21 protein-coding genes and 1 pseudogene are annotated in these 21236 nt (G+C 67.3%); 13 read left to right on the top strand and 9 right to left on the bottom strand.

Annotated features, from left to right (window positions below):
- The 7 genes from AC27IO_RS10010 to AC27IO_RS09980 form a co-directional block, all read right to left on the bottom strand.
- Positions 1-3325, bottom strand: a 3325-nt coding sequence (locus tag AC27IO_RS10010; RefSeq protein ID WP_498738777.1) for a condensation domain-containing protein, incomplete at its 3' end; no start/stop codon positions are given.
- Positions 3326-3400: 75 nt separating this feature from the next.
- Positions 3401-4093: a 4'-phosphopantetheinyl transferase family protein gene (locus tag AC27IO_RS10005; RefSeq protein WP_284429183.1), complete on the bottom strand. Its 693-nt coding sequence runs from the start codon at positions 4091-4093 to the stop codon at positions 3401-3403.
- Entirely contained in the window at positions 4071-4814 is a 744-nt protein-coding gene (locus tag AC27IO_RS10000; protein ID WP_498738775.1) for a thioesterase II family protein, read from the bottom strand. The genes AC27IO_RS10005 and AC27IO_RS10000 overlap by 23 nt, the downstream gene beginning before the upstream one ends.
- Entirely contained in the window at positions 4814-5062 is a 249-nt protein-coding gene (locus AC27IO_RS09995; protein WP_284429185.1) for an MbtH family protein, read from the bottom strand. Before AC27IO_RS09995 ends, AC27IO_RS10000 begins: the two co-directional genes overlap by 1 nt.
- Positions 5063-5286: 224 nt before the next feature.
- Entirely contained in the window at positions 5287-5526 is a 240-nt protein-coding gene (locus tag AC27IO_RS09990) for a DUF4880 domain-containing protein (RefSeq protein WP_487089171.1), read from the bottom strand.
- Between the two features lie 155 nt (positions 5527-5681).
- The gene (locus AC27IO_RS09985) at positions 5682-6206 is read right to left on the bottom strand and encodes a sigma-70 family RNA polymerase sigma factor (protein WP_272548815.1); all 525 of its coding nucleotides are present in this window, start codon (positions 6204-6206) and stop codon (positions 5682-5684) included.
- Between the two features lie 525 nt (positions 6207-6731).
- Positions 6732-7067 (bottom strand): DUF6172 family protein, encoded by a 336-nt coding sequence (locus AC27IO_RS09980; protein ID WP_498738772.1) that lies wholly within the window; start codon positions 7065-7067, stop codon positions 6732-6734.
- A 242-nt stretch (positions 7068-7309) separates the two neighbouring features.
- On the opposite strand from AC27IO_RS09980, the gene AC27IO_RS09975 reads away from it, so the two are divergent.
- The 10 genes from AC27IO_RS09975 (at position 7310) to AC27IO_RS09930 (ending at position 17191) form a co-directional block, all read left to right on the top strand.
- Positions 7310-8275, top strand: coding sequence for a ferritin-like domain-containing protein (locus AC27IO_RS09975; protein WP_498738770.1), 966 nt, complete (start codon positions 7310-7312; stop codon positions 8273-8275).
- A gap of 78 nt (positions 8276-8353) precedes the next feature.
- Positions 8354-9274: a ZIP family metal transporter gene (locus tag AC27IO_RS09970; protein ID WP_498738768.1), complete on the top strand. Its 921-nt coding sequence runs from the start codon at positions 8354-8356 to the stop codon at positions 9272-9274.
- A gap of 110 nt (positions 9275-9384) precedes the next feature.
- A complete protein-coding gene (locus AC27IO_RS09965; protein ID WP_284429190.1) occupies positions 9385-9972 on the top strand; it encodes a GbsR/MarR family transcriptional regulator in 588 nt (195 codons plus the stop codon).
- Positions 9973-9978: 6 nt separating this feature from the next.
- Entirely contained in the window at positions 9979-11346 is a 1368-nt protein-coding gene (locus tag AC27IO_RS09960; RefSeq protein ID WP_498738766.1) for a cytochrome ubiquinol oxidase subunit I, read from the top strand.
- A gap of 16 nt (positions 11347-11362) precedes the next feature.
- On the top strand, positions 11363-12364 hold the full coding sequence (locus AC27IO_RS09955; RefSeq protein ID WP_372588264.1) for a cytochrome d ubiquinol oxidase subunit II: 1002 nt from the start codon (positions 11363-11365) through the stop codon (positions 12362-12364).
- A gap of 119 nt (positions 12365-12483) precedes the next feature.
- Positions 12484-14121, top strand: a complete 1638-nt coding sequence (locus AC27IO_RS09950; protein WP_284429193.1) for a histidine kinase famiy protein — start codon at positions 12484-12486, stop codon at positions 14119-14121.
- A 118-nt stretch (positions 14122-14239) separates the two neighbouring features.
- Positions 14240-15283 (top strand): SAM-dependent methyltransferase, encoded by a 1044-nt coding sequence (locus AC27IO_RS09945; protein ID WP_498738764.1) that lies wholly within the window; start codon positions 14240-14242, stop codon positions 15281-15283.
- 10 nt (positions 15284-15293) lie between these two features.
- Positions 15294-16100, top strand: coding sequence for a DUF1295 domain-containing protein (locus AC27IO_RS09940; protein WP_284429195.1), 807 nt, complete (start codon positions 15294-15296; stop codon positions 16098-16100).
- A complete protein-coding gene (locus AC27IO_RS09935) occupies positions 16097-16750 on the top strand; it encodes a DUF6134 family protein (protein ID WP_498738761.1) in 654 nt (217 codons plus the stop codon). The genes AC27IO_RS09940 and AC27IO_RS09935 overlap by 4 nt, the downstream gene beginning before the upstream one ends.
- Positions 16751-16771: 21 nt before the next feature.
- A complete protein-coding gene (locus tag AC27IO_RS09930) occupies positions 16772-17191 on the top strand; it encodes a DUF2177 family protein (protein ID WP_284429197.1) in 420 nt (139 codons plus the stop codon).
- Between the two features lie 40 nt (positions 17192-17231).
- Here the strand turns inward: AC27IO_RS09930 and AC27IO_RS09925 are convergent, their stop codons facing one another.
- Positions 17232-17897 carry a ChrR family anti-sigma-E factor gene (locus tag AC27IO_RS09925; protein WP_487089166.1) on the bottom strand — a complete coding sequence of 222 codons (666 nt, stop codon included), beginning with the start codon at positions 17895-17897 and terminating at the stop codon, positions 17232-17234.
- The gene (locus AC27IO_RS09920; protein WP_284429199.1) at positions 17894-18436 is read right to left on the bottom strand and encodes a sigma-70 family RNA polymerase sigma factor; all 543 of its coding nucleotides are present in this window, start codon (positions 18434-18436) and stop codon (positions 17894-17896) included. The genes AC27IO_RS09925 and AC27IO_RS09920 overlap by 4 nt, the downstream gene beginning before the upstream one ends.
- A gap of 233 nt (positions 18437-18669) precedes the next feature.
- Between AC27IO_RS09920 and AC27IO_RS09915 the strand changes: the two genes are divergently transcribed.
- The 3 genes and pseudogenes from AC27IO_RS09915 to AC27IO_RS09905 form a co-directional block, all read left to right on the top strand.
- The gene (locus tag AC27IO_RS09915) at positions 18670-20064 is read left to right on the top strand and encodes an NAD(P)/FAD-dependent oxidoreductase (RefSeq protein WP_498738758.1); all 1395 of its coding nucleotides are present in this window, start codon (positions 18670-18672) and stop codon (positions 20062-20064) included.
- Positions 20061-20855 (top strand): DUF1365 domain-containing protein, encoded by a 795-nt coding sequence (locus tag AC27IO_RS09910; protein ID WP_498738756.1) that lies wholly within the window; start codon positions 20061-20063, stop codon positions 20853-20855. The genes AC27IO_RS09915 and AC27IO_RS09910 overlap by 4 nt, the downstream gene beginning before the upstream one ends.
- Positions 20852-21236, top strand: a pseudogene (locus AC27IO_RS09905) (SAM-dependent methyltransferase); the annotation flags it as partial. The gene AC27IO_RS09910 and the pseudogene AC27IO_RS09905, both read left to right, overlap by 4 nt.

Here is a 21236-nt window from a genome sequence, read left to right as displayed (position 1 = left end):
TCCCAGAATCGAACAGCTCCGCCGCATAGAGGATGGCCAGCGACAGGTGTCCATCGGCCCGCTCCCTCGACTCCAGTACCCATTCGAATTGGGCCTCGCCTTCCGGCAGGGCGTGTGCGTGCGCCGTGACACCCGGAATCCGTTCGAGCGCGCGGTAGTCTTCGAAAACATGGTTGAAAAGCAGCTGGAACAGCGGGTTCTGCCCCGCGTTGCGTTGCGGCTTCAATGCCTCGACGAGTTGGTCGAAGGGCAGGTCCTGGTGGTCATGCGCCCCCAGCATGGATGCGCGGGCGCCCGCCAGAAGTTCCTCCAGCGCCATGCCAGCCTGCACACCATTGCGCAGCACAACGGTGTTGACCAATAGGCCGACCAGTCCTTGCGTTCCTGGACGGTGCCGGCCGGCCACGGGAATGCCGATGCGGATGTCCTCCATGCCCGTGTAGCGATACGCCAGCGCCTGCAGCGCTGCCAGCAGCACCGTGAACAGGCTGGTACCGTGCGCCTGCGCCCGCTGGCGCAGGGTTGCCAGCAAATCCGCCGGCAGTGCCATCCCGTGGCGCGCCGCGCGATAGCGGCCTTGGGCATGGCGCGGGTGGTCGGTCTGCAGGGCCAGCACCGGGTGCACCTCGCCCAGCTGGCTACGCCACCAATCCAGCTGGCGCGCACCCTCCCCTTCCTGCAGCCAGGCGCCATGCGAAACGGCATAGTCCGCATATTGGAGGCCATCGCTCGCAAGAAGGGGCAAGCCGCTGCCTGAAAACGCGGCGGCACAGTGCGCCGCCAAGGCGTCCAGCAGCAATTGCATGGACGCCGCATCGGACACGATGTGGTGCATGACGAGCACGACGATCTGCGACGTGTCGGCCAGGCGAATCAGCGCCAGGCGCCACAGAGGGCCGCGCCCAAGATCGAAGGGCTCGGTCCTCCACTGCAATGCCAGTTCGTCGATGCGCAACCGTTGTTCGCCGCCGGGCAGCCCACTCAGGTCCGCCACGGAAACCACGGGTTGCAAGGCAGGCTGTATCCATTGCCGGGGCGTGCCATCGGCACCTGCGCGAAACACGGTGCGCAACGATTCGTGCCGTGTGGCCAGCGCCTCGGCGGCGGCTTGCAGCACCGCGGTCGGCAGGTGTGCGCCCTCCAGACGCACCGCCGCTGCGACGTGGTAGGCCGCGCTGCTCGGCGCCAGCTGCCACAGGAACCACTGGCGCGCCTGCGCGGCGGATAACGGCAGCCCCTGAAAGCGCTGCTCGGCAGGCAAAGGCGTGATGCGCAACGGCGGCACCGTTCCCCTCGCACTGCGCTGCCGCGCCTGAACCATGGCAGCGCAATCGGCCAATCGCGGTTGCTCGAAAAAATCGCGCAGCGTGAACTCGATGTCCCAGCGCGTGGCCACGCGCACCGCGGCCTGCACCGCCAGCAGGGAGTTGCCACCGGCGGCAAAAAAGTGCGTGCCCCGCTCGATGGGTCGGTCCTGCGGCCATTGCAGCAGTTCGCGCCATATCTCCGCCAGGGCCTGCTCGTGGTCGGAGAGCGGACCGCTGACTGCTTGAACCGGGGCCTTCCCCTCTACCAGGGCACCATGTTCCCAGACGGCATAGGCATCCAGCGTCTTGCCCTCCCAGCCCTTTCGGCAGGCCTGCCGCTGCAGCTTTCCGCTGGAGGTCTTGGGCAGTGTCCCAGGGTTGAGCAGCACGACCACCGACAGGCCCTGCCCGAACACTTCGCTGACGGCAGCCGAAAGCGCCTCGGCCAGTGCCGCCGCAGGTACGAGCTTTTGCAGGCTGCGCGAAACCTCCGCAGCCACGCCGATGCCCTCTCCGTCCGGCCCCGATACCGCGAAGGCGGCGACCCGGCCTTTGCGCACCGCATCCACACTGCCCTCGATGGTGCGTTCGATGTCCTGCGGATACAGGTTGTGCCCACGCAGGATGATCAGGTCCTTGATGCGGCCGGTCACATACAGCTGCTGCCCATGCAAGAAGCCGAGATCGCCCGTGCGCAGCCAGCGGCGGCCCTCGCGTTCGACGAACGTGGCTGCCGTTTCTTGCGGCTTGCCCCAGTAGCCCGCACAGATGCTCGGCCCTTCGGCCCAGATCTCGCCGACCCGGCCCGGCGCTTTCTCGGCGAGCGTCGACGGATCGACGAGCATGACGGTGTGCCCCGGCACCGCCGTGCCGCAGGCCACCAGCGGCGAGCCTGCATGGCCCTCGCCTTCCAGGCGCGCCCCCACGCCCTGCGCGAGCTGCTCGCTGTCGAAATAGTGGGCCACCATGCCGGCATCGCGCTGGCTGCCCGTGACAAAGAGCGTTCCTTCGGCCAGGCCATAGCAGGCGTACACGGCTTGAGCGGAAAAGCCCGCGGAGGCAAAGCGCTCGCAGAACCCGAGTTCCGTGTCCGCACGCACCGGTTCGGCACCGGTGTAGGCCACCCGCCAGCACGACAGGTCCAGCCCATCCATCTGGGACGCGGACACACGCTCCGTGCACAGCCGGTAAGAAAAGTCGGGGCCGCCGCTCAGCGTGGCGCGGTGGCGCGAAATCAACTCCAGCCAGCGCACCGGACGCTCCAGGAAGTACCGAGGCGAAGTCAGCACCAAAGGCGCGCCGCTGTAGAGCGGCTGCAGCAGCCCGCCGATCAGGCCCATGTCGTGATAGAGCGGCGCCCACGACACGAACTTGTCCTGCGGACCGATTTCCATGCGCTCACGAATGGCGCACTCGTTGGCCATGAGATTGCCGTGCGTCACCATCACCCCCTTGGGCGCTGCAGTCGATCCCGAGGTGTATTGCAGGAAGGCCACGTCGTCATCGGACGGGGAAAACGGGCGCCAGTCCTCCGCCAATTCCAGAGCCACCGAGTCCACGGCGATCGTCCGGACCTGATCGAAACCCTCCTTGGCCGAAGCCATCAGCGCCAAAAGCGCCGAAGAGGTGAGCACACAGGCGGCCTGGGAATCGGTGGCAATGCCCGTGAGCCGGGCCAGGTGCTGGGGACGCAGGGATTCCGGCGGAAACACGGGCACGGCGATCACACCGGCGTAAAAGCAGGCCAGCATGCTCGCGGCGTAGTGTTCGTCGTTGTCGAGCATCACCAGGGCCCGATCACCCGGCGCGCATTGCTGCTGCAGCCGCGCCGCCAGGGACCGCGTGCGCCGCTCGAAGGCGCCGTAAGTGAAGGCCCTTTCCACCGGCTGACCGTCGGACTCGCCCGCGACGGTGAGCCACACCTCATCCGGCCGCGTCAGGGCCAGCGATTGCAGGTGCTCCACGAAATTCTTCGGTGCCGGGTCCATCCGGCCAGCCGATGCTGTCAAGCCTGTCATGTGTCCATTCCCATGGTTGATTGGCCCGTTTCGCGCCCTGGAGGGCGGCGGGCGGATGCGGTAGACCTCGGCCCACTAACCGGGAGCCGGCACCTTGCTGCGCCATGCCAGCGCCGCCATGTAGCCCGGCGGCGCAGAGAGCGCCATGGCCTCCAGCCCAGACCATTGCGGCACGGTGCTTTCCACCGACCACCGGCCTTCCCGGTCGGGATGAATGCCTACGCAGCGCAAGTGCTCGGCAATGCCCACGCCGATGGCCTTGAGCACCGCTTCCTTGCCCACCCAGCACTGGTACAGGGCGTGCTGCGGATCGGTCGCCCAGGTCACCGCGACACGCTCCCGATCGGTCAGAACGGTCTGCGCCAGGGAGTCGATATCCAGCCCTTCGCGGCATTGCTCGATGTCGATGCCCACGGCACTGACGGCGCCCGGGTCCGCCACGGCGATCAGCGCATGGCCTCCGGAGTGCGACACGTTGAACAGCGGTACTTCGCCACCTTTTTCAATGAACGGCTTGCCATGGGCATCCTGCGCCAGCGGCACCTCGGCGGGTCCGCAGCCCAGGCGGCCGGCCAGCAAGCGCCGGGTGGCCGCGCGGGTCTCCGCAAAGCGCAGGCGATCCGCTGCCCGCAGGAACCGGCCGGCGCGTGCGCGCTCCGCCGGACTCAGGACGTCCAGATGCAGTGCTTCATCGCTTTCCAGATCGAAGTCGAGGCGGTAGCCCTCGATGCCCATCGGCATCGGCTCAGGCAAGCGCTGCAGCGGCATGCGCACCTCCCGCTGTGGTCTGCGCCAGGCGGCGCACGAGTAACTCCAGGAAGGGGCCTTCCTGTTGCCGCAGGAAGAAGTGCCCGCCTTCGAACCAGTCGAGCGTGCACGCCGCGCTCGACTCCGCCGACCATGCCTGCATACTCGCTGGATCGATGCGGTCCTGCCGGCCCGCAAACACATGCAATGGCACGGACAAGACACCTGGCTCGGTGTAGCGAAAGCTCTGGCACACCTGGTAGTCCGCCGCAAGCGCATCGAGCGTGAGGCGCATCAGTTCGGCACTTTCGAAGACCTCCTCCGGTGTGCCGCCCTGCTCCCGCAAATCGGCGATCAGGGCGGCATCGTTGTCCTTGCCCGCGAACCGATTCGGGTCACGCATCGAGGGAGCCGAACTCCCCGACAGCAGCAGTGCCTGCGGCATCGGCCCACCCCGCTGCTTCTGGCGGCGCGCCATGCCATAGGCCAGCAGGGCGCCCATGCTGTGGCCGAACACCACATAGCGACCCTGCATCGCCTGTGACTGCTCGGAGCACAACTGCGACACCAGCGTATCGAAGTCTGGGACGAAGCCCTCGGCCAGGCGCGCACCGCGGCCCGGCAGCTCCACGGGAACGACCCGCAGCCACTGCGGCAGCAGTCGCCTCCACCGCAGATACATCGCGGCGCTGGCGCCCGCACAGGGCAGGCAGAGCAGATCGATGCGGGATTCGACGGGCATCAGCCGCCCACGGAAGAAGACACCGAAGCCGCCTGCCCCTCCATCCACTCGCGCAGCGAGCGGGGGCGCATGTCCGTCCAGACCTGCTCGACATGGGCCAGCACGGCTTTCTTGTCGCCCTGCACGCCCGGCACGGCCGACCAGCCGCTCGGAATGGCTTTCCAGTGCGGCCAGATCGAGTACTGGTCTTCTTCGTTGACCAGAACAATGAAGGTCTCGTCGTCGCGGTCGAGGCAGCTGGTTGACATGGATACGTCCTTGGGCAGTTGAGAGGGATGGCTGCACAGCGCAGTCCGACAAGGACGCGCCATGCGCTTCTGCTCAACTAGACGTGGCAGGGACGAATCTGTTCACGGGATGGTGCGCGACGCAGCGCATGCGGCGCACCATCCGACCCGCAAGAATGCGCGCGACGAAAGAAATTCTGGCAGGGCAAGGGTGGCTGCACGACGCTGGCAGCCAGACAGGCAGGTCAGTCCTGCATCCTGGGCTGGACTTGCGCCAAAGCGTGCTCCTCCAGATCGCCCATGGGTGCCGTCAGGCCGGCCAGCAGCCAGAGCCGCGCCGCCTTGTCGTAGGCCTTGCGGTGCGCCTCGTCGGCCGCCAGCCAGTGCATCATCGCCTCGCGGGCAGCCGGGTCGAAATTCTCTCGGTCGTACTCGCGCTGCACCCAGTCCCACGCCACGGCCCAATGGGGGTCGGCTTGTGTCATGCCTCAAACTCGCTCGCGCCGCGGCGCATCGGTGGCCAACCGACCGGATGCGGATGCACCGGCCCTGGCTGACGGCCACCTTACCGCAAGTGGGCCTCGCCGGGCAAAGCGCTTTTTCGGAAAGTACGGAGTTCGATGGCGCCGTGGCGAGCGTTTCAATCGTCCGTGAGCAGGTGGTGCAGGGCGGCAATGGCCTGGGTGGCCTCGGCGATCAGCCGGTTGACCAGCCCCAGCGCGCAGCCCAACGAAATGGCGATGTCGCGCTGCGTCATGCCATCGAGCCGGTACAGCTGGAATGCCACGCGGGTTCTCGTGGGCAGGTCCGCCAGCGCCTTTTCGATCAGGCCCACCAGCTGCCGGTCGCGCATGAGGCGGTCGGGCGACCCGGGCCCGGCCACCTCCAGGGCTTCGACATCCATGCCGGAGGCAACGCAGTTGCGCTCCACGGCCTGCCTCCGGCAATGGTCGAGCGCCAGATTGCGCACCACCTGGCAGCAGTAGCCGATGGGCTGGTCGATCTTGCGTTCGCTCGCACCGCCGACGATGCGCAGATAGGCGTCCTGCACGATGTCATCCGCCAGATCCATCGTGCGAACGATCTTGTGCGCCACGCGCAAAAGCTGCGCCCGGTTGGCCACGAACACCTCTCCGAGCGATGGCCCGGACGAATGCAAAGACATGTACAGCACCTCCCAGTGAACTGAATAAATCGCCATGGTCCGGGGCGGCCGGCTGCCTTCGCCCCTGGCCCGGCAGGTCGCCCGCCTACAGCGCTCCCCGCTGCCATCCAGCGCCAAAAGAGCAAACGGTTATTTCATGGACTATTTCATCGATCATCCATGAAATGTTAATGAGAATTATTATTAATTGGTGACAGAAAGAAACCGCGAATCCGCGGTGAATGACCTTACCCATGAAGACGTGCGAGCGCGAAAGATGAAGACAGGGACGAGGCGCCACACACGCGTCCTGCCGCACGGCCCGGTCAGGAAACGCAGCGAACCAATGCAGCGGCGCAGGGATCGCCTCCGCTCCCGTCGAGCCGAAAGCGGGCGACGCCTCCCGCAAAGCCGGGGCAGGGATGCCCAGTCAGACTGGTTGCTATTAAAGATATAGCATCAAAGGCAAACAATCCGCCGGCATGAGCGGCTTTTGACTGCCATGACTGCCAATGGCAGCCAGCGGACCTTCTCCGCTGCTTCGGCCTACCCCTGCGCGCCCTCGTCGTCCCCTTCATCGTCCGGGGCGGCACGCCGCTCGTGCACGGCCTTCACGGCCGGGCGTGCCAGCACCTCCACATAGAAGGCATCCGCCCCGTCCGCCGCCGCAGCGCCCACGCGATCGATCAGGTCGGCCAGCGGCACGGTTTCCGCGGAATCCTTCGTCAGGCCGAAGCGGCAGTCGAAGTCCCAGTAGTTCGATCCGGCGGGCAGTTCGCGCTTGCGTTCGCGGCGCAGGTACTGGCGGATTTCATGCTTGACGGCATCCAGAACACGCTCGCGCTGCTTGTTGGGGGAAATGAGGGTGAAGTTTTTTCGCATGGGCGATGGTAGCCCCAGCGGGCCATCCGCCATGCCGCGCCACTGCATGGATTACGTGCAAAAAAAACTTGAATCCGTTGCAGCCCCGGCCCCGTACCCCCACCACAGGAAGACGGCGGAGGCGATCCATGGCATGCAGTGCCGGGCATCGGCCGGCCCCGCTTTCCTGCCTCTCCGGCAACGGCTCCCTGCCGCTGGACCGACATGTGACCTTCGTGCTCCGCACACCACCAGGAACCACCATGATCGACATCCCTGCATCGCCCCTTGAAATCCTGCAACGCCGCTCCGACAAGCTCAAAGAGCGTCGCATGTTCTTTCGCAAGACCGGGGGCTTTGCCGCCGGCATGGCGGGAGGCGCCATCCTGACCGCGTGCGGCGGCGGGTCGGGCCCGGCCATCGGCGCCGACGCCCCCACCGACCCGGAGATTCTCAACTTCGCGCTGAACCTGGAATACCTGGAGGCGCAGTTCTACCTCTACGCCACGACCGGCGCCGGTTTGCCCGATGCGCAGACCACTGGCACAGGCACGCGCGGCACCGTGATCGGCGGCACCAAGGTGCCCTTCTCCGACCCGGTGGTGGCCGCCTACGCCAAGGAGATCGCCGCCGACGAACTGGCCCATGTGAACTTCCTGCGGGCCGCCCTGGGATCGTCCGCCGTCGCCATGCCGTCGATCGACTTGGGCGGCACCGACCCGAACGGTGCCTTCTCCAAGGCGGCGCAGGCCTCGGGGCTGATCCCGGCCGGGACGGCCTTCAATCCCTACAAGGACGATCTGAGCTTTCTGCTGGGAGCCTTCATCTTCGAGGACGTGGGCGTCACGGCCTACAAGGGCGCCGCGCCGCTGATCCAGAACAAGACCTACCTGGAGGCCGCTGCCGGCATCCTGGCCGCCGAGGCCTACCACGCGGGCCTGGTGCGCACGGTGCTGTATTCGAAGGGCATCGATGCCCAGGCGGCGGCGGGCAAGATTTCCGACGCGCGCGACACCCTGGACAACTCCAAGGACCTGGACCAGGGCATCGCACCCGACGCCAGCGGGGCATCGAACATCGTTCCGCTGGACGCCAACGGCATCGCCTACAGCCGCTCTCCGGACGACGTGCTCAACATCGTCTATCTCACGCCCAACGCAGCCAGCCAGGGCGGGTTCTTCCCGGCCGGCGTGAATGGCAGCCTGCGGCTGAGCAGCGTGTACATGTAGCCGCCCGAAGGCACCGCCGCGGCGTCGTGCCGCCGTGGTCTCCGCCCACCCCCGCCCATCCTTGCAGGAGTCCTTGCCATGCCATTGCATTCCCATGATCCGGCAAGCCATGCCGAAGTGCCCGCGCATCACGCCCTGTCCTGGCGCCAATGGCTGGGGTTGGGCATCGTGGCCACAGGCCTGGCCATCCTCTCGGCACAGGCCATGGGTGGCCTGGTCAGCGGAGACGACCGGCTGCGCGGCGCCCTGCTGGGCGGGCTGATGGCGGCTGCAGCAACGGCGCTGGGCACGCTGCCCGTGCTGCTGTCGCAGAAGTTCTCGCAACGCACGCACGACACCATGCTCGGCTTCGGCGCCGGGGTCATGCTCGCGGCCAGTGCGTTCTCCCTCGTCATTCCCGCCCTGGCCGCGGCGAAGTCCCAGGGCGCCGGGCCGTGGGGGGCGGGCGGCATCGTGGGCGCGGGCATCCTGGGCGGGGCCCTGTTGTTGCTGCTGATCGATCGCGCCGTGCCGCACGAGCATTTCGTGAAAGGGCTGGAAGGCCCGCAGGCCCGCGCTATCAAGCGCGCCTGGCTCTTCGTGCTCGCCATCACGCTGCACAACCTGCCCGAGGGCCTGGCCATCGGGGTCGCTTTCGCCGGCCCGGACGGCGTGGGTGCCAAGGCGCTGGCCGCGGGCATCTCCATCCAGGACGTTCCCGAGGGCATGGTGGTGGCGCTGGCCCTGCGCGGCGTGGGCTACGGCCGCTGGATGTCCGCGGGCCTGGGCGTGGTGTCCGGCCTGATCGAGCCGGTGGCGGCCGTCATGGGCGTGGCACTGATCGGCCTGTCGGCCAGCCTGCTGCCCTGGGGGCTCGCCGCGGCCGCGGGCGCCATGCTGTACGTCATCAGCCACGAGATCATTCCGGAATCCCACCGCAAGGGGCATGAGGCTTTCGCCACGGGAGGGCTGATGCTGGGCTTCGTGGTGATGATGCTGCTCGACACCGCCCTGGGATGAACGGCCCATCCCGGCCTTGCAGCGCTTTCCATCGATGAATCGACCCTGATGTACTTATTGAATTTTCAGTAAATCCTGAAAACTCAGTAAACCTGAAGCACAATCGCGGCATGACACAGATCAAGCCGCTCCCCTCCCTGAATCGACAATTCGTGGCCCATTTCGGCGAAATGGGCAGCCGCTGGGGCATCAACCGCACCGTCGGGCAGATCTACGCACTGCTCTACCTGTCGCCCCGCCCCGTCAATGCGGATGAAATCGCCGAGACGCTGGAGTTCTCGCGCTCGAACGTGAGCATGGGCCTGAAGGAACTGCAGGCCTGGCGGCTCGTCCAGTTGCGCCACCAGCCGGGTGACCGGCGCGAGTACTTCGAAGCGCCGCAGGACGTCTGGCAGATCTTCCGCACCCTGGCCGAAGAGCGCCGGCGCCGCGAGATCGAGCCCACGCTGTCCATGCTGCGCATGGCCCTGCTGGAAGAGCCCGCGTCCGAGGACGAACGCCACGCGCAGCAGCGCATGCAGGAAATGCACGACCTCATCGACCGCCTGATGACCTGGTTCGATGACGTGCAGCGCCTCGCACCCGAGACCGCGATGCAGCTCATGGGCATGGGCACTGCCGTCACGCGGGTGCTGGAGTTCAAGGACCGGCTCACCGGCAAGGGCGGCACCGTCAAGCAGGGCGGAAAGGACCGGTAGATCGCCATGGACACCTTCATGCTCTCGCGGATCCAGTTCGCGGCCAACATCAGCTTTCACATCCTGTTTCCCACCATCAACATCGCGCTGTGCTGGTTCCTGGTGTACTTCCGGCTGCGCCACCGGGCCGCCGCCGGCACCCCGGCCGCGCAGGGCTGGGAGCAGGCCTACTACTTCTGGACCAAGGTCTTCGCGCTGACCTTCGCCCTCGGCGTGGTGTCGGGGGTGACCATGAGCTTTCAGTTCGGCACCAACTGGCCCGGCTTCATGGAGCGCGCCGGCAACATCGCGGGCCCGCTGCTGGGCTATGAGGTGTTCACCGCGTTCTTCCTGGAAGCGACTTTCCTGGGCATCATGCTGTTCGGCCGCCAGCACGTGAGCGACCGCGTGCACCTGATCGCCACCCTGCTCGTGGCCGGGGGCACCACCCTGTCGGCCTTCTGGATCCTGAGCCTCAACTCCTGGATGCAGACGCCTGCGGGCTTCGAGATCATCGACGGCAAGTTCCACGCGGTGGACTGGCTGGCCATCGTCTTCAACCCCTCCTTCCCCTACCGCCTGGGCCACAAGCTGCTGGCGTCCACGCTGACCGCCGGTTTCCTGCTGGCCGGCGTGAGCGCCTGGCAGCTGATCCGCGGCACGGCCACGCTCGGCACGCCCCTGGCGCTGCGCGCCGCCCTCGTCGCGGTGGCCGTAGCCATCCCCGCACAGATCCTGATGGGCGACATGCATGGCCTCAACACCTTGCAGCACCAGCCCGCCAAGATCGCCGCGATCGAAGGCATCTGGCATACCGAAAAGGGCGCGCCGCTCACGCTGTTCGGCTGGCCCAACGAGAAGGAGGGCCGCACCGACTACGCCGTGCAGATCCCCAAGGCCGCCAGCCTGATCCTGGCGCACGACGGCGAGGCCGAGCTCAAGGGCCTCGACGCATTCCAAGGCGCGCATCCGCCCGTCGCGCCCGTGTTCTGGAGCTTTCGGGTGATGGTGGGCATGGGCATGCTCATGCTGGCGGTGGCATGGTGGGGCGCTTTCGCGCTGTGGCGCCGCCGCAAGGAGGCCTCTGCCGTGGCTTCGCTCCCGCGCGCCCTGCTGTTCACCCTGGTGGCCATGACCTTCTCGGGCTGGGTGGCCACGCTGGCCGGCTGGTATGTGACCGAGATCGGACGCCAGCCCTACCTGGTATACGGCCTGCTGCGCGCCGCCGACACGGTGGCGCAGCACCCACCGTCCACCGTGGCGATGTCGCTCGCCGCCTATCTGGCGGTGTATGCCACGCTGCTGGTGAGCTATGTCGCCGTCATCAAGTACATGGCCGAACACGCCGCCATGCCCACGCCGGCGGTCCGCCCGCCGGCGCCGCAAGCCGTTTGAGGTGCCCGCCATGGAAATGACCCTTGCCAATGTTCTGCCCCTCGCCTTCATGGCGGTCATGGGCCTGGCCCTGCTGGCGTACGTGGTGCTGGACGGCTACGACCTGGGGGTGGGCATGCTGCTGCCCTTCGCCACCGATGCCGAAAAAGACACCATGGTCTCCAGCATCGGACCGTTCTGGGATGCCAACGAAACCTGGCTGGTGCTGGGCGTGGGCGTGCTGCTGGTGTGCTTTCCGATGGCCCACGGTGTGGTGCTTTCCGCGCTCTATGCGCCGGCCACGGTGATGCTGCTGGGGCTCATCCTGCGCGGTGTGGCGTTCGACTTCCGGGTGAAGGCGCGCGATGCCCACAAGACCGCCTGGAACCGCACCTTCGCCGCCGGCTCGCTGGTGACCACGCTCGCGCAGGGCTGGATGCTGGGCGCCTATGTGACCGGCTTCGCAGGTGGCCTGTGGCCCACGCTGTTCGCCGCCGGCATTGCCGCCACGCTGCCCGCGGCTTACTGCATGCTGGGTGCCGGCTGGCTGCTCATGAAGACCGAAGGCGACCTGCAGCGCAAGGCGCTGGCGTGGGGCCGTGCCGTGCTGTGGCCCATGGCACTGGCCCTCGCCGCCATTTCGCTGGCGACGCCCCTGGTCAGCCACACGGTGTTCGAGAAGTGGTTCGCGCTGCCCCAGCTCTTCGTGTTGCTGCCGATTCCCCTGGCCTGCGCCGCGGCGCTGTTCGCCATCCACCACGTGCTGCACACCCCGCGCATCGTGAACGCGGGCTACGGCTGGATCGTGTTCGTCGCCACCGTCGCGGTGTTTCTTCTCGCGTTCTTCGGGCTGGCATACAGCCTTTACCCCTACATCGTCATCGACCGCATCACGGTGTGGCAGGCGGCGAGCGCGCCCGAGTCGCTTGTGGTCGTGGCAGTGGGCGTGGGCATCACCCTGCCAGCCATCGTCGCCTACACCATTTTCATGTACCGGGTGTTCTGGGGCAAGGCGAAAGCGCTGACATACGGGCTTTGAGCGCGCTCGCCTGCGGCCCCGTCTTTCATTCGAAAAGGCACCGGCGGCGTGTGCGCCTACATCGGGCAGGCCGATCTGGCAGGCAGTCGCAAGGACGATTGCATTACGATTCCTGCAACATGAGCAGCAGCGAAAAGCCCCCCGTACCCGGCCCGTGGCAAGCCTACGTGGCCGAAGGCGCCCCCAGCGAAGTGTCCGACCACAAGGACGACATCTTCTTTGCGGCCATCGAAACCACCCGCATGCCCATGCTGGTGACCGACCCCCGCCAGCCCGACAACCCCATCGTGTTCTGCAACCGGGCTTTCGTGGCGATGACGGGCTACTCCGTTCAGGAAATCATGGGGCACAACTGCCGATTTCTGCAGGGCCCGGCCACCGACCGCAACACCGTCGCCGCCATCCGCGAAGCCATCGAGCAACGGCGCGAGATTTCGCTGGAACTGCTGAACTACCGCAAGGACGGCTCCTCGTTCTGGAACGCCCTCTTCATCTCCCCGGTCTACAACAGCCGGCGCGAACTGGTTTATTTTTTCGCCTCGCAGCTGGACGTGAGTCGACGCCGCGATGCGGAGGAAGCCCTCTCGCAGGCGCAGAAGATGGAGGCCCTGGGCCAACTCACCGGCGGCATCTCCCACGACTTCAACAACCTGCTTCAGGTGATGTCCGGGCACCTGGACGTCATGCGCGTCAAGAACCGCAACAACCGCCTGGGGCCGCAGGACATCGACCGCTCCATCGACAGCATCCGCAGTGCGGTGTCCAAGGCATCCACGCTGACCCAGCAGTTGCTGGCTTTCTCGCGCAAGCAAAAGCTCAAAGGGCGGGTGGTCAATCTCAACAGCCTCGCCCGGGGAATGGCCACCCTGGCCGAGCGCACGCTGGGCGATGCGATCGAGATGGAATACGTGCTCGGCGAAGACCTGCCGAACTGCGAGCTGGACACGACGCAGCTCGAAGTGGCCGTGCTCAATCTGCTGCTGAATTCCCGCGACGCCATGCCCAACGGGGGCCGCATCCGGGTGGAAACCCAGGCCATCCACCTGGATGCGCAGGACGGCAACAACTTCTCCGGACTGCAGTCCGGCCGCTACGCCACCATCTCCGTGACGGACACCGGCGCCGGCATCCCGCCCGAAGTGGTGTCGCGCGTGATGGACCCCTTCTTCACCACCAAGGAAGAAGGCAAGGGCACGGGCCTGGGCCTGTCGATGGTGTACGGCTTCGCCAAGCAGTCGGGCGGTGCCGTCACCATCTATTCGGAAGTGGGCCTGGGCACCACGGTCCGCATGTATTTCCCTGCAGTGCACGGCCGTCCCCACCCCGACCTGGCCGAATCGCTGGTCCCGAAGAATCGCGGAGGCAATGAAACCATCCTCGTGGTGGACGATCGGGTCGAGGTGGCCGAACTGGCCCAGGCCATGCTGGAAGGCCTGGGCTACACGGTGCACACGGCGCACAGCGCACATGCCGCGCTGAAACTGGTGCGGGCGATGCCACAGGACGCACTGCCGGATCTGCTCTTCACCGACGTGGTCATGCCCGGGGGATTGAACGGCTACGAACTCGCGCGCGAGATGCGCAAGACCGTGGCGGGCATCCACATCCTGCTCACCACGGGGTTCGACCGCGACATGGGCAGCCTGGCCAATGTCGCGCCGACGGAGTTCGAGATCCTGAAAAAACCCTACCGGCTGGCAGACCTGGCACGCAGCGTGCGCATGGTGCTGGACGGCGCCACTGGCACCCGGACCTGACCGCATGCACCCGGGCGCGCGATGCACTGAAATTTCGCGACGCCAGCAATCCAACGGCGACAGGCCTGCGTACAGGAAGCAGGCCGCACATTCCGATGCGGCACTCCAGGAGCCGCACATGCCGAAAAGCACCGCCAATGCCATTCGATGGGCCGAGCAGGGCATCGTGCCCGACCAGATGGTGCGCTACGGCATCCGCCGTCTTTTGAAAGAACGCCTGCAGGAAATGCGCAGCGGCGACGCCGCAGCCGCGGCAGAGCAGACGCAGGCGTTCGTGGACGCCATGCGCACGGCCGAACTGGCACCACTGCCCGACAAGGCCAACGAGCAGCATTACGAGGTGCCGGCCGAATTCTTCGGCGCGGTGCTCGGCCCGCATCGCAAGTACAGCAGCGGCTACTGGGGCGACGGAGCTGCCACCCTGGCGCAGGCAGAAGAAGCCGCGCTCCTTCGGACGTGCGAGCACGCCGGCCTGGCCGACGGGCAGCGCATTCTGGAGCTGGGCTGCGGCTGGGGGTCCCTCACGCTGTGGATGGCTCAGCGCTATCCCGCCAGCCGCATCACCGCGGTCTCCAATTCGCACTCGCAGCGCGCCTACATCAACGCCGAGGCGGCCAGGCGCGGTCTGTCCAACGTGCAGGTGATCACCTGCGATTTCAACCGCTTCGACATTGCGGACCGCTTCGACCGCATCGTTTCGGTGGAGATGTTCGAGCACCTGCGCAACTGGCCGCAGGCCTTTGCCAACGTGTCGCGCTGGCTCGCACCCGGGGGCCGTTTCTTCATGCATGTGTTCGCGCACCGCGAGGCGCCCTACCCGTTTGAGGAACGCGACGCGAGCGACTGGATGAGCAAGCATTTCTTCTCCGGTGGCATGATGCCCAGCGACGATCTGGCCCTGCACTGCCAGGACGATCTGCAGTTGCGGCGGCGCTGGCGTTGGGATGGCACGCATTACGAACGCACGGCCCGCGCCTGGCTGGACAACATGGATCTGCAACACGACGCGCTCGTGCCACTGTTCCGCCGAACCTACGGAGAAGACGCGCCGGCATGGTGGAGCCGGTGGCGTCTGTTCTTCCTGTCGGTGGAAGAACTCTTCGGCTTTCACGGTGGGCAGCAATGGTGGGTGAGCCACTACCTGTTCGACCGTCGCAACTGATCGGATGGGCATGAACGCATCAGCCACCACCACCTGGGCCTTGTTCGGCCTCGCCTGGGCCCTGTCCGCGTCCGTTGCCACGTGGGTGGTGAGCCTTGCCCGCAAGGACGCCAGCCTGGCCGATCGGGCCTGGCCCATACTCATCGCCGGCTGCGGCGCCGTGTATGGGGCCTTGGCCCCAAGCCTTGGGGCCCGGGGCACCGCGTTGCTGCTGTTGTCGGGGATCTGGGGACTGCGGCTGTGCGTCTATATCACCGCACGCAATTGGGGGCACGGCGAAGACCACCGCTACCGCGCGATGCGCGAACGCAACCGCCCGAACTTCGCCTTCAAAAGCCTCTACCTCGTGTTCGGCCTGCAAGCCATGCTGGCCTGGATCGTCTCGGCGCCGTTGCTGGCAGGCCTGGCGGCATCGCCCCGCCCACTGGGCGCGATCGATGCGATTGGCATTGCCCTGGCCGGATTCGGCATCGTGTTCGAAGCGGTGGGCGATGCGCAGATGGCGCGCTTCAAATCCGATCCCGCCCATGCGGGGCAGGTCATGGACCGGGGACTGTGGCGGTTCACGCGCCACCCCAACTATTTCGGTGAGGCCTGCGTCTGGTGGGGCCTCTGGCTCGTCGCGCTCGCAGGTACGGGCTGGGCGGGCGTATGGACCATCGTGTCGCCTGCGCTCATGACGGTCCTGCTGCTGCGCGTGTCGGGCGTGGCACTGCTGGAAAAAGACATCGCCGAGCGCCGCCCGGCCTACCGCGAGTACATGCTGCGCACCAATGCCTTCATTCCGGGACCACCGCGCACCGGAGGCTCGCGATGACCGGCCGCCTGCGGCAAACCGCCTGGTGCGTTGCCGCCGCCTTGCTGTGGACTGCTACGGCCATGCCTGCGGCCGCAGCGATGCCGGCGGCAAACGAGTGGAATTTCCAGGTGGCCCTGGATGGCACGCCGATCGGCGAACACCGCTTTCGACTGTCGGCGCCTGCGGCCCAGGAGCGCGTGCTGACCAGCGAAGCACGCTTTGCCGTCAAGCTGCTCGGCTTGGTCGTCTATCGCTACCGGCACGATGCCCGTGAACTCTGGCGCGATGGATGCCTTGAAGCCATCACCGCGGAGACGCAGGACGATGGCAAGGTCAACAAAGTGGACCTGCGCTTTCCCGCGCCGGGCAGCGCCACTCCGCCCGCCGAAGGCATGCCCGCGTGCACCTTGAGTTTTGCGTACTGGAACCCGGCCATCCTGAGCCAGACGCAGTTGCTCAATGCCCAGACGGGCAAGATCGATGCCGTGCAGGTGGTGCGGCAGGGCGAAGGCACCCTCGATGTGCGGGGCGAAACCGTGGCGGCGGTGCGCTGGCGAATCACCGGGTTGCCGCAGCCCATCGACCTCTGGTATGCCGCCGACGGCGCGTGGATCGGCCTCGACTCCACCGTGGGCAGCGGCCGCCGGCTCAGCTACCGATTGAAATAACCGACTCTCAGGAGAAAACCCATGATGATCCGCCCCTTTGCCGTCGCCTATGCCTCCACGGCCCTGGTCTTCCTGGCGCTCGACGCCGTGTGGCTCTCCACCATGGCCGACCGCCTTTACCGCCCCGCCATCGGGCACCTCATGCAGGACAAGTTTTCGGTGGCGCCCGCGGCGTTGTTCTACCTGATCTACGTCGCCGGCGTGGTCGTGATGGCGGTGTTGCCTGCGGTGGAGCAGCGCAGCTGGACATCGGCCCTGGGCATGGGCGCCCTGCTGGGGTTGATCGCCTATGCCACCTACGACCTGACCAACCAGGCCACCTTGAAAGACTGGCCGTGGAGCGTGACGATCGCCGACATGTGCTGGGGCGCTTTCGTCACGGGCGCAGCCGCCACGGCAGCCTGCCTGGCGACCCTGCGCTGGGGCGGCCCGCTGCGCTGATTGATGGCCGCCACGCGCCCTGGACAGGGCGCGATCCCGCTCACATGCCGACGAGCGCGCCGGCCCAGCGCGCGATGGCGCCATCGAAAACCACCCGACCTTCGATGCCCGCCAGGCAGATGCATTCGCCGCCCGGCTCCACCACCGGCTGATGGTGCACCTGCCCATCGGCGCCGTCGAAATCTCCCGGGCCGAACCGCGCGCGCCCATCGTGGAAGGCGCCATGCAACACCTGGGTCCATTCCACCTCGCTGTGCGTGTGCTGCGGCAAACGCTTGCCCGCACCGATCCGCAGGAGCAGCACGTTGGCCTGGGCATCGTCCGGCAGGATCACGCGGCTCCAGCGCACGCCGGGACCGAGCCAGCGCCAGGGCGAAACCTGGCAGGCATCAAGCGCATCGGGCCAGAAGGCCCCTTGCGGCCAGGATCCGGGGCGCGTCGATGGCCGGCGGCCAGCGCCATGACCAGGACGATGCGCTACGCCGTCGATCACCGCCAGGGTGCGCGCCAACGCATCGGGCTGCAACGTGGCCGGGGCGATGCCGTCCAGCATGGCACCGCCGACCATTTCGAGTGTGCACAAGCGCTCGCGGCAGTGCGCGCACATGGCCACATGCGCCTGGATCAGCAGCGAGGCGGCCGCGGGCAGGTGCCCGGCGGCCTGGGCCAGCAGCACGTCGTCGGCGGGATGGTGTTGGATCGTCATGGCTCAAGGTGGCCGAGCAAGCGGCGCAAATGGTTCATCGCCAGGCGGACCCGCGACTTCACGGTGCCCAGCGGAATGCCCAGATCCTGCGCGATCCGGGCGTGGGGATGCTCTTCGAAGAAAGACAGCTGCAGCACCTGCGCCTGGTCGGGCGACAGCTGCTGCAGGGCACGCCTTACTTCGCTCTCTTGCTGGGCGGCGTAGCAATGTTCGTCGGGCGCAGGCGCCGTGTCGGGGATCTGTTCGCCCTGGCCCTCGTCCTGCTCTAGCGCCAGATTGGAGCGGCGCCGGAAATAATCCACCCGCAGGTTGCGCGCAATCGTGAAAACCCAGGTGGACACGCCAGCGTGGGCCGGGTCGAACAGGTGCGCCTTGCGCCAGACGCTGACCAGCGCCTCCTGAGCGAGGTCTTCCGCCACGCTCTCCGGGGTTCCGAGGCGCATGAGGTAGGCCTTCACGCGCGGGGCGAAGTGCTTGAACAGCGCAGCGAACGCCTGCCGGTCGCCCTGGGACGCCACCGCCTGGACCAGGGCGCTCAACGCGTCTCCCGTCGGATGGGCTCCATGGGTGGGTGGCTGGGTCACGATCGACAAATAAGGAGGCCAGGATTTTCGAGGCCTGGAAGGCCGCTCTGCGGGCTGGCGGACGGTGGTCATGCTGCTCATACGCAACACCCGGCGGATTAGATCACGTCCATCTGGTGGAATCCAAACGCGCAGCCACTGCGTATACCCACACAATACTCCGCGAGGAGACTTCGAGGATGGACGCAATGACAATCCATGCGGCGCACGCGCCCGCATCGCCTGCCAAGGCCGCCCCACCGGGACGGCCGCTGGATGTGGCCGTGATCGGCAGCGGCATTTCCGGCCTGTCGGCCGCGTGGCTGCTCGCCCAACGCCACCAGGTCACGCTGTTCGAGGCCGACCGCCGGCCCGGCGGCCACAGCCACACCGTGCACGTGCCCGGGCCGGGGGGCGAGATCGCCGTGGACACCGGGTTCATCGTCTACAACGAATCGGCCTATCCCAACCTGACGGCGCTGTTCGCGCACCTGCAGGTGGCCACGCTGGCCACCGACATGTCCTTCGGCGTGAGCCTGGATGGAGGCGCACTCGAGTACAGCGGCACGGGCTTTGGCGGCGTGTTCGCCCAGCGCAGCAATCTGCTGAGCCCGCGCTTCTGGTCGATGCTGCGCGATCTGGTGCGCTTTTACCGCCGGGCGCCCGCCGATGTCCGCCGACTGGGTGACCTCTCGCTCGATGCCTACCTCGACCAGCACGGCTATGGCCGGGCGTTCCGCGAGGACCACCTCTATCCCATGGCCGCCGCCATCTGGTCCACGCCCGCCGCACGCATCGGCGAGTACCCCGTCCAGGCGTTCGTGCGGTTTTGCGAAAACCATCACTTGCTGAACCTCGGGCACCGCCCGGCCTGGCGCACCGTGCAAGGCGGCAGCCAGCGCTACGTGCAGAAGATCACGGAGGTTCTCGGCCAGGGACTGCGCCTGGACAGCGCGGCCATCGAAGTGCGGCGCACCGCCGAGGGTGCCTACGTGCGCACGGGCGATGCGCAGGAATCGCGGCGCTTCGACCAGGTGGTCATCGCCACCCATGCCGACCAGGCCCTGCGCCTGCTGCCGGATGCGAGCCAGGCAGAGACCGACCTGCTCGGCGCCTTCGGCTACAGCCGCAACCGGGCCGTGCTGCACAACGACCCGGCCCTGATGCCCCGGCGCCGCGCGGTGTGGTCCAGCTGGAACTACGCTGCCGAGCGCGAACGCAGCGAGGCCCTGAGCGTGACCTACTGGATGAATCGCCTGCAGCACATTCCGGACGCCACCCCGCTGTTCCTCACGCTCAACCCCACGCAGGAGCCGCACCCCCGCCACCTGCTGCACACGCAAACCTACGAGCACCCGATCTTCAACGGCGCCGCCATGCAGGCCCAGCGATCGCTCTGGTCGCTGCAGGGCCAGCGACGCACCTGGTTCTGCGGCGCCTACTTCGGCTCCGGCTTCCACGAAGACGGACTGCAGGCCGGCCTAGCCGTGGCGGAGGCCCTGGGCGGCGTGCGCCGGCCCTGGAACGTTGACAACGAATCCGGCCGCATCCACCTGTCCGCAGTCTCTGCAGGAACTGCAGCGCACCCAGGGGCCGAGCAGTGACCGGCCAGTCCGCGCTCTATACCGGCCGAGTGATGCACCAGCGGCTCAGCCCGGCGCGGCACCGGCTGCAGTACCGCGTCTTTTCGCTGCTGATCGATCTGGACGAACTGGCAGGGCTCGACCGCCGCCTGCGGTTGTTCTCCGTCAACCGCTTCAACCTGTTCAGCCTGCACGAGAAGGACTACGGCGGCGCCGAGGGCCTGCCGATGCGCCAGCATGTAGAGCAGCAACTGGCCCGGGCGGGGCTGGCGCCCGGCGGCCGCATCCAGCTGCTGACCATGCCGCGCATCCTGGGCTACGCCTTCAACCCGCTGACCGTGTACTTCTGCCACCGGCCCGACGGCGCGCTCCAGGCCCTGCTCTACGAGGTGAACAACACCTTCGGCGAGCGCCACAGCTACCTGATTGCCGTCCCCGAAGCCGAGCAGCACGCCACCCGCATCCGGCAGTCGTGCGACAAGGAATTCCATGTGTCGCCCTTTCTGGGGCTGTCGATGCGCTATGCCTTCGACATCGCCCTGCCCGCGGCGCAGCGCGACCACCTGGGCGTGGGCATCACGGCCAGCGATGCGAACGGACCCGTGCTGGTCGCGCGCTTCCATGCGCGCCGCCGGCCGCTCGACGACCGCGCCCTCGCCCGCACCTTCCTCACCCACCCGCTGCTCACGCTGAAAGTGATGGGCGCCATCCACTGGGAAGCCCTGAAACTCTGGATCAAAAGGGTGCCGCTGCACACCAAGCCGCCCGCGCCGGCCCTGCCCGTGACCATCATCAAAACCAAAGACCTATGACCCTCCCCACCCCCTCCACCGGACTTCCGACGGACGGCACGCATGCGGTCGCGTCGATGCCCCGCCGGGCCACCTGGCGGTCGCGGCCCCTGCAGCGCGTGCTGCGCCGCCTGCTGACCAACGTGCGCTGCGGCACCCTGACCGTGGAGCTGCCCGGCGGTGAACGCGCCGAGGGCCGCGGCACCGAGCCCGGGCCCCACGGCACCCTCGTGCTGCACCGCTGGCGCCCGCTGTGGCGCCTGGCCGTGGGCGGCGACCTGGGCTTGGCGGAGAGCTACCGCCAGGGTGAATGGTCCAGCCCCGACCTGGCCGCCCTGCTGGAGCTGGGCGTGCGCAACGAGGCCGGCTGGGGCCGCGCGCTGCAGGCCAGCCTGCCGGCGC

The organism is Acidovorax sp. KNOB132, assembly GCF_057541515.1.
The sequence above is the reverse complement of the archived record's forward strand: the minus strand, read 5'-3'. Positions and strand labels throughout refer to the sequence as shown.